9 protein-coding genes are annotated in these 12529 nt (G+C 51.1%); 4 read left to right on the forward strand and 5 right to left on the reverse strand.

What is annotated here, in order from left to right; all coding sequences use genetic code 11:
* Positions 1-140: 140 nt before the first annotated feature.
* Positions 141-2189: a polyphosphate kinase 1 gene (gene ppk1, locus ACJJI4_RS17965; protein WP_444926007.1), complete on the reverse strand. Its 2049-nt coding sequence runs from the start codon at positions 2187-2189 to the stop codon at positions 141-143.
* 385 nt (positions 2190-2574) lie between these two features.
* Between ppk1 and ACJJI4_RS17970 the strand changes: the two genes are divergently transcribed.
* The 3 genes from ACJJI4_RS17970 to ACJJI4_RS17980 all read left to right on the forward strand — a co-directional run bounded on the left by ACJJI4_RS17970 (position 2575) and on the right by ACJJI4_RS17980 (position 6189).
* Positions 2575-4047 (forward strand): Ppx/GppA phosphatase family protein, encoded by a 1473-nt coding sequence (locus ACJJI4_RS17970; protein ID WP_444926008.1) that lies wholly within the window; start codon positions 2575-2577, stop codon positions 4045-4047.
* A 15-nt stretch (positions 4048-4062) separates the two neighbouring features.
* Positions 4063-5586 carry a protein adenylyltransferase SelO gene (locus tag ACJJI4_RS17975; protein ID WP_444926009.1) on the forward strand — a complete coding sequence of 508 codons (1524 nt, stop codon included), beginning with the start codon at positions 4063-4065 and terminating at the stop codon, positions 5584-5586.
* Positions 5587-5769: 183 nt separating this feature from the next.
* Positions 5770-6189 carry a DUF2147 domain-containing protein gene (locus ACJJI4_RS17980; RefSeq protein WP_108734638.1) on the forward strand — a complete coding sequence of 140 codons (420 nt, stop codon included), beginning with the start codon at positions 5770-5772 and terminating at the stop codon, positions 6187-6189.
* A 63-nt stretch (positions 6190-6252) separates the two neighbouring features.
* On the opposite strand, the gene ACJJI4_RS17985 is transcribed toward ACJJI4_RS17980, so the two are convergent.
* The 4 genes from ACJJI4_RS17985 to ACJJI4_RS18000 all read right to left on the reverse strand — a co-directional run bounded on the left by ACJJI4_RS17985 (position 6253) and on the right by ACJJI4_RS18000 (position 10859).
* Positions 6253-7332: an HlyD family secretion protein gene (locus tag ACJJI4_RS17985; protein ID WP_282931136.1), complete on the reverse strand. Its 1080-nt coding sequence runs from the start codon at positions 7330-7332 to the stop codon at positions 6253-6255.
* Positions 7325-7774: a MarR family winged helix-turn-helix transcriptional regulator gene (locus ACJJI4_RS17990; RefSeq protein ID WP_413663442.1), complete on the reverse strand. Its 450-nt coding sequence runs from the start codon at positions 7772-7774 to the stop codon at positions 7325-7327. Before ACJJI4_RS17990 ends, ACJJI4_RS17985 begins: the two co-directional genes overlap by 8 nt.
* A gap of 137 nt (positions 7775-7911) precedes the next feature.
* Positions 7912-10161: a DNA topoisomerase IV subunit A gene (gene parC / locus ACJJI4_RS17995; RefSeq protein ID WP_282931134.1), complete on the reverse strand. Its 2250-nt coding sequence runs from the start codon at positions 10159-10161 to the stop codon at positions 7912-7914.
* Positions 10162-10397: 236 nt separating this feature from the next.
* Positions 10398-10859, reverse strand: a complete 462-nt coding sequence (locus tag ACJJI4_RS18000) for a DUF2846 domain-containing protein (protein ID WP_444926010.1) — start codon at positions 10857-10859, stop codon at positions 10398-10400.
* A gap of 837 nt (positions 10860-11696) precedes the next feature.
* On the opposite strand from ACJJI4_RS18000, the gene ACJJI4_RS18005 reads away from it, so the two are divergent.
* Entirely contained in the window at positions 11697-11885 is a 189-nt protein-coding gene (locus ACJJI4_RS18005) for an ABC transporter permease (RefSeq protein WP_444926011.1), read from the forward strand.
* Positions 11886-12529: the final 644 nt, after the last annotated feature.

Raw genomic sequence — 12529 nt, forward strand, 5'->3', positions numbered from 1 at the left:
TGCACTCTGTCAAGAGTGAAGCCTACGTTGGGTAGAATAATGATGTTAGCAGTGCAAATGGTATTCGTGACCCCACAGACAAACTGAAGGGTCACCTTTTAATCTAGGGGAGGTCTACAGCCCATTACTGGCGATCTATACTACTCCGCCTCGCGCTGCTTTAAAAAGCGATAGATGGCATCCTGGGATCGACAACCTTTTCGTCCCTCATTAGCTAACTTGGAATTTGTTTGCTTGGCATCAATCAGCCGCGCCTTCTGATTATCACTCCACTGCAATTCCATAATTTTGCGAACTGTAGCCTGGTGCTCCGGATTCATAAGCGGGAAAGTGACTTCAACTCGCTGATCCAGGTTTCGTTTCATCAGGTCCGCCGAAGACAACCACATCAGCTCATCACCACCATTGTGAAAAATATAGACTCTGGCATGCTCCAGGTACTTATCTACCAAACTGATAATACGAATATTGTCTGATACGCCCGGAGTCTCACAAACCAATGCACACATCCCACGAACGATAATACGAATTTTTACACCTGCGGCACTGGCACGATACAGTTGCTCAATAATCTGACTATCCACAAGGTTATTACACTTAAAAAATAGCGCCGCTTCCTTCCCTGCCTGGGCGGCATCAATTTCACGATCTATCGCCGCAGTAATCGCATCCCGATAGAAAAATGGTGAAGTGATAATACGTTTAAAAGAAGGGCGCTTACGCGGTGCCTGCATAAACTCAAATACATTGTAAACGTCCCGACCCAGCTCCTGGTTATTGGTCAATAAGCTAAAATCGCAATAGACCTTCGCTGTATTCTCATTAAAGTTACCGGTGCCAAGATGGCTGTAGAAACGGTCTTTGCCATCCTCGCGGCGAAGCACAGAAATTAACTTGCAATGTACTTTGAGGTTGGACATGCCATACACCACATTCACCCCGGCATCGCTCAACTCATGGGACCAATGGATATTGGCCTTTTCATCAAAGCGCGCCCGCAACTCCACCACCGCAGTCACTTTTTTGTTATTACGAACCGCATTTACCAGAGCCGCAACTACACGGGAGTTCTTTGCTACCCGGTAGAGATTAATCCGAATTTCTTTTACCTGAGGGTCTAGTGCGGCAGATGCCAGGAAATTGACAATCGCATGGAAGTCATAATAGGGATAATAATAAAGCCGATCCCCTGTGCACAGCTGTGAAAATACACTTTCATTTTTCGGTAAGGCTGGCAATGGTGTGAGGCGCTTATAGCGAAGTCGGGCGGATTCTCCCGGGAATTTCATCAGATCTTTGGAGTTGTGATAACGCCCACCGGGGGTATAGGTATCATAACGACCCATTTTCAGTTTCTTCTTCACCAACTCCAGTAGAGTCTCAGGCATATCGCCATCGTAGGCCATACGCACCGGATCTGCGCGCTTTCTCTTTTTTAGTGAGCGCTCCATTCGATCGAGAATATTCTGGGTTACCTCTTCACTTAACTCCAACTCAGCATCGCGACTAATCTTAAAGGTATAGGCGCTGGCTTTAGCGATAGGCACCACATGGCGAAATATTTCTTTAAGGCATCCCCGGATAATATTATCGAGAACGATGTAGACTTTCTCCCGCTTCCCCTCCCGTGGAGGAATCTCCACAAAGCGGGGAAGTGTATCCGTAGGAATCTCCATTGCCACATAGCGCTCGGTACCATCATCCAATTCAAGTGCTATCGCAAAATAGATGCTGGTTTCATTAATCAAAGGCATGGGCTTGCGCCCGTCGATAAAGAATGGCTCCAACTCTGGCAGCACTTCCCGGTGAAAGTAACTTTCTACAAACTGGCGCTGGTTATCGCTAAGCGAAGTCTCCCTAACCACATGGATATCATGCTTTGCCAGATCCTTTAAAGCTTTGTTATAGGCCTTTGCATAGCGCAACTGTAACCTCAACACTCGATTGTTAATCGATTGCAATAGATTACTGTAGTATTCCTTCTTTTCTCCGCCAACGGAAAATGCTGCTAAACGACGTACCGCTGCAACATGCACACGGAAAAACTCATCCAGGTTATTAGAGAAGATTCCCAAAAAATGTACGCGCTCAATAACAGGCACACTTTCATCTTCCACCTCCTGTAAAACACGCTCGTTAAATGAAAGCCAGCTCAACTCTTTGGGAAATAGAGGCACATCGTTAGACATTGCAAAACCATAAAACGCACCCAGTATCTGACGGCAGTTTAAAAATCCAGATTATTCTGGAAGCAGCCTTAACACGGGGCTGAGGGTCAAGATTAAGTAAAGAAATATGCCACTGAAATGTGGCTGTGAGCAAGCGCCTATAGCAATATAACGATCTAGTATGGCTTCACAGTTTTCTGCCACACTGTTTCAGTCCATAAATTGGCACAAATAAATAAAAAATATCTTTTATTTATAAAAGATATTTAATAATTTTGTAACACTTTTATAGGTGGCGCCTTTTTGGTGCGCTGTAAATTGACTGCACCCACTATTGGACTGAAAAGTGGCAAAATGAATAATAGAGCGTCCGACTCCATACATTAGCGCTTTCAACGGGATATTGATGCAAGCTCCAAACGAACGCTATGCCGCCCTAGATTTGGGCTCAAACAGTTTTCATCTGCTCCTGGCAGAATTTCGCGATCAGCGCATGGTACGCCTGCACACAGACAGAGCCATGGTGCGCCTGGCCGAGGGGCTGGATATTAACCACCACTTGGACCCGACAGTAACCGAACGGGCCCTGGCCGCTCTGCAGCGCTTTCAACCTGTGATGGATAAACTGCCCCTCGACCATGTGCGTGTTGTGGGTACAAATACACTTCGCATGGCTGCGGCCAATGCCGATGGTTTTTTGGAAGAAGTGGAATCAATACTCGGAGTGCCGGTGGAAATTATCAGCGGTATCGAGGAGGCCCGCCTGATCTTCACCGGGGTTCTCGCCGCCGCCAATGGCCCCCCTCGCTTGCGCTGCATTATTGATATTGGCGGTGGCTCCACGGAGCTGGTTCGCGGTGGTGATACTCCACAGCAACTGGAAAGCCTGGATATAGGTTGTGTTTCCTACAGTAAACGTTTCTTTGCTGATGGCCTGATCAGCCGCAATACCGTAAACCACTTCCAGCGCGCGCGGCGAGCGGCGCGGGCCGAATTGCAGGAGCTACAGCATATTGCCGAAGGCGCGGAAGTTACCGGTTGCTCCGGGACTATCAAAGCGGTTGCCAGGATTTGCAATGATGGTGAAGTAAAGGCGATCAAGCGCGGGGATATCGATCAGCTTGCGCACCGGGTTTCCTCCGCCAAACATATCGCGGACCTGGATTTGCCCTATCTGGATGAAGAGCGTCGCCCGGTGTTCGCTGCCGGTCTGGCGATACTGCATGCAATATTCTGCGAACTCGACATTATGCGTATGGAAGTCTCCCCCTATGCAATCCGCGAGGGCATAGTGCACGACTTGGCCGGGCGCTTGCACGGCGGGGATCGACGTGCAGATACGATTGCCGCCATGGTAGAGCGCTGGCAGGTAGATACCAACCAGGCTAAACGTGTCAGTTCCACCTCACTCAAGCTCCTGCAGCAGTTGCGCCCCCAGTACCCACCAGAAGGCAAGGTGCGACTGCACTGGGCTATCCAATTGCACGAAACCGGCCTGGCCCTAACTCACAGTAGCTTCCGCAAGCTGGGGGCTTATATGGTTAAACACGCCGATATGGCCGGATTTGCCAAAAGTGAACAGGAGCACCTGGCCTATCTGGTGCACAACCAACGGGGAAGAATCAAACCGCCACGGGAGCACTATGGCTTCCACCCCAGCCCAGACCTTCTGTTATGCCTGCGCCTCGGATGTATTATTCACCGGGACCGCACCGAACGCAGCCTGGACGGCTTAAAGCTATATGACCAGGGAGACGCCTATCACCTGGAAGCCGATCAACAGTGGCTGGAGGATAGCCCGGCAATTGCAGAATTGTTGGAGCAGGAAGAGCAACACTGGCGCTCACAAAATCGGCCCCTACAGATAACGGCGGTATAAGAGCCAGGGGCCCTTGTGAGCCACTCTGAACACTGGCGTTTTACGCAAATATTCACCCTACAATCAAAAGCTATGAAACTGAGCGAAGTCACTCTCGAACACCACTATGCGGATATGGGGGAAGCCTTTGGCACCCCCATAGCACCCACTCCTTTCCGCCACCCCAAGGTAATCGATACCAACCCTTCTGTGCTGCAACTATTGGGAATAGATCCCAACGAGAAATCTGACCCCGCCTGGGCCGAGCTGGGCTGCGGCGCCCGCCTGTTTAAGGGAAGCCGCCCATTTGCGATGAAATACACCGGTCACCAGTTCGGGGTCTACAACCCGGACCTGGGGGATGGGCGAGCACTGCTATTGGGTGAAATCGAGAGTGAAGGCCGGCGCTGGGAACTGCATTTAAAGGGTGCAGGAAAAACGCCCTACTCCCGCTTTGGTGATGGCCGCGCAGTATTGCGCTCCACCATACGGGAGTACCTCGCCAGTGAGGCACTCTACGGCCTCGGTATTCCCAGCACCCGGGCACTGTGCATTGTCGGAAGCGACGAACCTGTCACCCGTGAGAAAATTGAAACCGGGGCCATGCTGATCCGAGTGGCGGAGAGCCACGTGCGTTTCGGTCACTTTGAATACCTGTTTTACACCAAGCAACTGGAGGCCCTACAGGAGTTGATCGGGGTTATTTGCCGACGCTTTATACCGGGTACAGAGGGTATGGCAGTGGGCGACCAAGCTGAAGCATTGCTGCGCTTTACCACCCGCCGCAGTGCAGAGCTAGTTGCAGCCTGGCAGTCCGTAGGCTTTGCCCACGGCGTGCTCAACACCGACAACATGTCGATTATTGGCGACACCTTTGACTACGGGCCCTACGCCTTCCTGGACGACTACGACCCCACTTTTATCTGCAATCACTCCGACCACACCGGCCGTTACGCCTTTGAGCAACAGCCTGGAGTCGTACTGTGGAACCTGAATGCTCTCGCCCATGCACTGTCGGCCTTTGTCGGTGTAGACGCCCTGCGCGAATGCCTGGAGCAATTCCAGCCGGTGGTAAGCGAGGCCTATGCGCAACGTATGCGGGCCAAACTGGGGCTGGAAAAAGAAGAAGATGGCGACCAAGCCCTCTGCTCGGAACTGCTGAAGTTGCTTCAACACGGCCAAGCCGACTACAGCCTGTTTTTCCGCGCCTTGGCCCACTACCGGGGGGAGCGTCCGGCCAGCGCTTTGCACGAGTTACTCAACCCCACTCACCACAGCGCCCTGGATCAGTGGCTGGAGCACTACGATCGCCGCCTCACCCGGGAGACAAATAACTCCCGGGAGCGCAATCTAGCCATGCTGTCGGTCAACCCGAAATACATTCTGCGCAACTATTTGGCACAGAAGGTCATCGAGGCTGCTGAAGATGGCGACTATCATCCTTTGCGGACTCTGCGCCAGTTACTGCAATCCCCTTTCGCCGAGCACCCGGAGCGAGAAGTCTGGGCCAGTGCACCGCCAGAATCTGGCAAGCGTATCCCCTTGAGCTGTTCCTCTTAAAGGTGCCTTTGGGTAACTCACAAAGGTCCCGAAATTGGGACAAGTAGAGAGAAAAGGCAGGGATATGTGGCCAAATGCTACTTTTTGACTGTTAGATTTTACCTGATGACGACTAGCCCACTGCCCTCGCAGGTGACTTGATGTAATATCCGGGTCACCCTACTTTACATAGGAAAATAAGTGATGATTAGAAACCTGCTTCTGGCCACCTTTGGCCTGCTGTTCGCCCTGCAGGCCAGTGCTGCAGATATCCTGGGCAACTGGCGCACTATCGATGACGAGACCGGAGAGACAAAGTCCATCGTCAACATCTATGAAAAGGATGGGAAGTATTACGGCAAGGTAGTGGATCTTCTGATGAAGCCTAACGACACCGTTTGCGACAAGTGCCCAGGCGACCTGAAAGGTAAGCCCATTGTCGGCATGGATGTCATCAGCGGGCTGGAAAAGAAAGGGAAAAAATACGAGGACGGGGAAATTCTCGACCCGGTAAAAGGCAAGGTTTACGACCTGAAAGTCTGGCTGGAGGATGACAACACCCTTAAGCTGCGCGGCTACCTGGGCTTCCTCTACCGCACCCAAACTTGGCACCGAGTTCAATAAGCAACTAGGTGCAGCTCTCGGCCCGAGTTCTATCGGGCCCAGAAACCTCTCTCTCAAACCCAGTTAAAGCACCACCCTGCCGCTTTCACCGCTCGTTGCACGGGCCGACACCACTTTATCGTCTTCACTGGTATCAATTCGTACCTTGGCGCTCATACCTGCGCGCAGAGGCGGAGAATCCTTGAGGGGGTATAGACGCAATCGCACCGGCACCCGCTGCACGACTTTCTCCCACTTGCCACTGGCATTCTGCGGCGGTGTGGAAGCAAACTCACTGCCACTGGCGGGGCTCATGCTGTCCACCTGAGCCTGCCACTCAAAATCCGGGTAGGCATCCAGGGTCACTTCCGCCTGTTGGCCCGTGCGCACGCGACCCAGCTCGGTCTCTTTCAGGTTGGCCTCCACCCAAAGGCCAGTGGAGCCAATCATTTGCAGCAGGTTAATGCCCAGAGTGGCCATCTCCCCCACCTTGGGTACGGTATTGGCGATAGTGCCATCCACGGGAGCAATAATGCGCGTGCGCGACAATTGGTAGCGGGCCGTATCCAGTTGCGCTTGAGCCACTTTTAAATCTGCCTGCTCTTCCAGGGCAATGCTCGGGTCGCCCCCCAATTCAGCGCGCAAGCTGGAGAGCTTCTCAGCATTAATCGTGATCTGTGCACGAGCCCGCTCTAGCTGCTGGCGGGCGCTGTCCAGCTCCGCCTCGGAAAACGCCACCTTGCTCAGTTTTTCATTGCGCTCCAATTGGCGGCGGTAAAAGTCCGCATCTTTCCGTGCCTGCTGCAACGCAGCATCTGCTTCAGCATATTCCGAACGGCGAGCGAGCAATTCGTTGCGCACCTGGGCCAGGCGCGCCTCCGCCTCAGTCACCGCCAGTTCGAAGGCCGTGCGGTCGATCTGAATCAATAATTGCCCTTTCTCCACTACCTGGTTGGCACTCACCAGCACCTGAGTGACAACACCACTAACCTCGGGCGCCAGGGAGATCTTGTCCGCTTTCACGTAAGCGTTCTCTGTCTCGACAATGTCGCTGCCGCGCAACAGGTTCCATCCCCCTATCAGGACGGCCAGTACCAGGAAAAAGGAGAGTGCGAACTCTCGTTGCCCAGCGCGGTCTAGCTTAATGGACAGCTTTTCAGTCACATTCAATCTCTTCACGTGTCAAATTCTTGCGCAACCGCAATAGCAGCGACTGCAATTGATCCACCTCTGCGGCGGAAAAGCCCGCAAGTGCCTCACTGCGGGTCTGCTGGGCTACGCCGCCCAGCAACTCGAGGGCCGGCATTGCCTGCCCCGTCAGATAAATACGGAAACAGCGCCGGTCCTCGGGATCGGGCCTCCGCTCCACCAGCCCCTCCTGCTGGAGGTTATCCAGCTGGCGCGCCAGACTGATCGGCGCTAGGTCCAGGCGCTCGGCCAACTCTGCCTGCTTGAGGCCCTCCTCACGCAATAGATGCCAAAGCACCTGCCAGCGGGATCCACTCAGCCCGTGGTCCTTGGCTCTGCGGTCAAAGTTTCGCCGCAGCAGCCGTGCTGCACTGTGTAGTTCAAAACTCATTTCAGTAACGGCATCTTCCCTGGACATATCTGCTCTCCCTGTCTAAGGCCGCTCATTATAAGCCTGCTTATTATTTCATCAATGTGCGAGTTATCAATATCCCAAAACCCCATTAAAAAAGGCGGTCACTAGGACCGCCCTTTCGACCTGCATCCGGGATGGGCCTATTTCTCCAGAACCTCGATCTTATCGACCTTCTGGAAGCCCCGGGGCAGCTTGTTGCCACGCCGGCCACGCTCACCGCGATAGTGATCCATCTCCGAGATCTTGATCTTGGTATGGCGCTTACCGGCGTGAACGACTAGTTGGTCCCTGCCCTTCAATACGGCAACACCGATGACCACCTCTTCGCGGGCCGCAGCGCGGGCTGAAGTGATATTGATAATTTTGTTGCCCTTGCCTTTGGACAATTCCGGCAATTCAGTCACAGGGAACACCAACATGCGCCCCTCGGTGGTCACCGCTGCCAGCAGAACATCATCGAGGCTCTCCAGCAATTGAGGGGAAAGCACCTGGGCTCCCTTGGGCAGGGTCAGCATGGCTTTACCCGCCTTATTGCGCGACTGCAAATCAGAGAGCTTGGCGATAAAGCCATAACCCGCATCGGAAGCCAGTAACACTCGCTGCTCATCAGGGCCCATCAACAAGCCCTCAAAGGTGGCACCGGAGGGGGGGTTGATACGCCCGCTGAGGGGTTCGCCCTGCCCCCGTGCTGAAGGCAAAGTATGGGAGGCAATGGAGTAACTGCGACCAGTGCTATCGAGTAATAACGCGGGCTGGTTACTCTTGCCCCGCGCGGCAAAACCGAGACTGTCCCCCGCCTTATAACTGAGTGCTGCCGCATCAATTTCATGGCCCTTGGCCGCGCGAATCCAACCTTTTTCAGAAACGATAACGGTGATGGGATCTGAAGACAGCAGCTCAGATTCACTAAACGCCTTGGCCTCTTCACGAGCCACAATTGGGGAACGGCGATCGTCGCCAAACTCTTTGGCTGCGGCCAGAAGCTCTTTCTTGATCAAGGTCTTGAGGCGACGCTCGCTATTCAGGGTCTTGGTGAGGGTATCTCGCTCTTTTTCCAGCTCCGCCTGCTCGCCGCGAATCTTCATCTCTTCGAGGCGTGCCAACTGGCGCAGCTTGGTATCGAGAATGTAGTCCGCTTGGATATCCGTGAGCTCAAAGCGATCCATCAGCTCCTGCTTGGGCTCGTCACAGGTACGGATAATTTCGATCACTTCATCAATATTGAGGAAGGCAACCAGCAAACCTGCCAACAGGTGCAGGCGCTTCTCAACTTTATCCAGACGGAACTGCAGACGACGGCGGGTGGTAGTGGCGCGGAAAGTCAGCCACTCCCGCAGGATTTTATCGAGGGACTTCACCTGCGGGCGCCCGTCGATACCAATCATATTCATATTGACGCGGTAGTTGCGCTCAAGATCGGTAGTGGCAAACAGGTGATTCATCACCGATTCCATATCCACCCGATTGGATTTCGGCACAATTACCAAGCGCGTCGGGTTTTCGTGATCCGACTCATCGCGCAGGTCGCTCACCATGGGCAGCTTCTTCGCCTGCATCTGCTGGGCAATCTGCTCCAACACCTTGGCACCGCTCACCTGATGGGGCAGCGCAGTAATGACAATATCGCCGTCTTCCTTACTCCACAGAGCGCGCATCTTGATAGAACCGCGACCGGAGGTGTAAATCTTACGGATATCATCCCGCGGCGTAATAATCTCTGCCTCAGTGGGCATATCCGGGCCGAGAATATGCTCACACAGCTCTTCTACTGTGGCCTTGGGATTTTCCAGCAGCTCTACAGTCGCGTTGACCACTTCGCGCAAGTTATGCGGGGGAATATCCGTAGCCATACCCACGGCAATACCGGTGGTACCGTTCAATAGAATATTGGGCACCCGCGCAGGCAGTACGCAGGGCTCATCCATGGTGCCGTCAAAGTTGGGCTGCCAGTCCACAGTGCCCTGCCCCAGCTCCGACAGCAGCACTTCCGAATATTTACCCATGCGCGACTCGGTGTAACGCATCGCGGCAAAGGACTTGGGATCATCCGGCGAGCCCCAGTTGCCCTGGCCATCAATCAGTGGGTAGCGATAACTAAACGGCTGTGCCATCAGTACCATCGCCTCGTACACGGCACTATCGCCGTGGGGGTGGTACTTACCGATCACATCACCAACGGTGCGCGCGGACTTCTTATACTTGGCAGTATTCTTCAGGCCCAACTCACTCATGGCGTACACGATACGCCGCTGTACAGGCTTAAGGCCGTCACCGATATTCGGCAGGGCGCGGTCCAGGATCACATACATGGAGTAATCCAGGTACGCCTTTTCGGTGTACTCCTTTAACGGCAGGCGCTCTGTGGCCTCATAAACAGAGGTGTCGGTCATACAGCTCTCGTTATTCGATTCGGAAGGAGCGGATTATGGCGGACTGGAGCGGGAGGTTCAAAGGGAAGCTGAAAAAGGAAGGGGAGAAGCTCATTGTAAGTTCAATACAATCTCTAAAGCTTACCCAAAAAGTCCGGTGGGTATCGAACCAGCCTAATGCATTCTTAAGGAAATAAGACTCCTAGGTAAAATTTCGAGAAGCACACATACTAAGTGTGCCTCTCTCAGAGCCAACTTTATTTCTGGCTGCACTCGCCAGCTTTTGCAAGCTTTAATTTTGTAATATCAGCTTTACCTTCTTCAGACTCAACAAGTTTCAAGTCTGCACCACCAACGAACACTCCCATTTTAATGTATTGTTCGATAAAGTAATTTTCACCTGCTTTTACATCAACCAACAGGTCATTCGGGGAGAACTCCGACTCGGTTGAGACCTTATATTCTTTATCCCCAATAACCTCCTGGTAGAAAAAGACGTTGGGTGCAGATTGACCAACACATTCATCATTAACCCAGATATCTTTCTTCAGAGTAGTACCGGGACCAGAAGCTCTATAGATGTAGAGACCAGCATTCCCCTCAGTAGGTGAATTGAACTCTTTAGCTTTATTCGATAACTCATCACTCTCCATAGGAACCGACGCACAACCCGCAAAAAGAGATGTAGCTATAGAAAGCACCGCTAATTTTTTGTACATGTTTTATCCCCAATATAATTTAACACCTGCTAACGGCTGTTTTTTGTACAGCTTCTGCGTTAACAGACGCGCATCATATCAGCTTGACTACCAACTAGAACCTTTAATCAAATTGATCAGGGAGATAAAACTCGACTCTTCAGCCATATCCACAAAGCTTGAGTATTCCACCGACTTTTAAGGTGAAGGAAATTGAAATAGATAGACACGATTATACCTGAGCTAAAGCTGGAATCACTGAGCATTGGCCCACTTAAAAAAGTACAACTAAAAGTACTGGCAGGAAAAATCAATTGTCCTCAGGTCCCTTTAGTTCGGGTAAAAGCCGTCTACTCAGAGCCATTACAGACATTGAACCCCATGACATTGATATCATTTGATGACAAAAGCCAGAAGGAAATGGCAAATCACAAGTGGCGGCAGCAAGTTATGTTGGTACCACTGCAAAATGCCTAGTGGGACGAAACAATAGGCGAAAACTTTAATCAACCAATGGGGCATACATTAAACACTTTAAGATTTCCCGAGAATACGACAGACCGGCAGATAAGCCGGCTATCCTTCATAGAGAAACAACGCTTGACACTTATTCTTGAGCTTTCCTACACCGCACAAGCTTTTTTACAGGATGGGCCCAGTGTCAATATGGAGACAGATACTAATAGTAAAATAGAAGCATGACTTATGGTTGAAATCAGCAATCACCAATATCCCACCACCTGGACGCCCCATAAGAAAGGGCAGATCCAACGAGTGTAGAGCAGGCATTTTGAAATTAATGGGAGTAGCTTATTAAGTAACAATTAGTGTGATCATCTTTGATAATGGCAATTATCGTTGGCTGTGACGTTGGTAGTCGTCCTGGCAATTTGCTCCAATATCACACGATCACAGCGCAGCAAGTCACTGATTGTCGCGGCAGTATGCACAGCGGTTCAATTGCCTCTTGTCGAGGTCATACTGGAAGTCCTTATCGCTATTGGTACCTTGTATAAGGCTCCACCATTTGGGCTGAAAATAAATTAGTGAATAGATCATCTCATACTGCAACGATACAACCGTATGCCTCTTTATATAACTTGCCCTCTACTGGGAACCTATTTCTTTCCGAGTTGTGATGTCTATTTGTTGCTACTCACCAGCAGTCACTTTCTGTGCCTATCCTTGTCAGCATCCACGCAAACCAGTACTACATCTCAATTCTTACCTGATCGACAAGGGGTGTCTTTCCAACAGCTTTTCTACTACTTTCTGTAAGTGCCAATTTTCTTAGGTTGTAAATTTGATACCGTTCTCACTCAACTATAATTATCTCATTAGTGCCTTCTTCATGATCAGGATAAGAACCAACTCTATCAACTGACCCACCCTTTACCGACTGCACTTATTAAAAATCAAGCCCTTTAAAATAATAGCTTCCGGCATACAGATTAAAATATCGATACGACTAAAATTTTCTCTTCCACTGATTCTTAGATAAAATTACAAAACAATAACCACAACAATACCTACAAATTTATATCACCAGATTTTCATTGTCACCTTCCTTAACAGAGTCTACAATTTTTACAGGTTATAGATTTAATCCATAACCCCAGAGTATCAAGACATTCCCCAACCCAAGAAAGACCCAAAATTCATATACAAAGAATAAGAAATTAAAAGATAAA

This window comes from Microbulbifer maximicatervae (SeqCode), assembly GCF_052467305.1.

Bases quoted from the DNA above. Each gene is read 5' to 3' on its own strand.
- ppk1 (WP_444926007.1), bottom strand. From the start codon at position 2,189: ATGTCTAACGATGTGCCTCTATTTCCCAAAGAGTTGAGCTGGCTTTCA.
- parC (WP_282931134.1), bottom strand. From the start codon at position 10,161: ATGACCGACACCTCTGTTTATGAGGCCACAGAGCGCCTGCCGTTAAAG.
- ACJJI4_RS18000 (WP_444926010.1), bottom strand. From the start codon at position 10,859: ATGTACAAAAAATTAGCGGTGCTTTCTATAGCTACATCTCTTTTTGCG.
- ACJJI4_RS17970 (WP_444926008.1), top strand. From the start codon at position 2,575: ATGCAAGCTCCAAACGAACGCTATGCCGCCCTAGATTTGGGCTCAAAC.
- ACJJI4_RS17980 (WP_108734638.1), top strand. From the start codon at position 5,770: ATGATTAGAAACCTGCTTCTGGCCACCTTTGGCCTGCTGTTCGCCCTG.
- ACJJI4_RS17990 (WP_413663442.1), bottom strand. From the start codon at position 7,774: ATGTCCAGGGAAGATGCCGTTACTGAAATGAGTTTTGAACTACACAGT.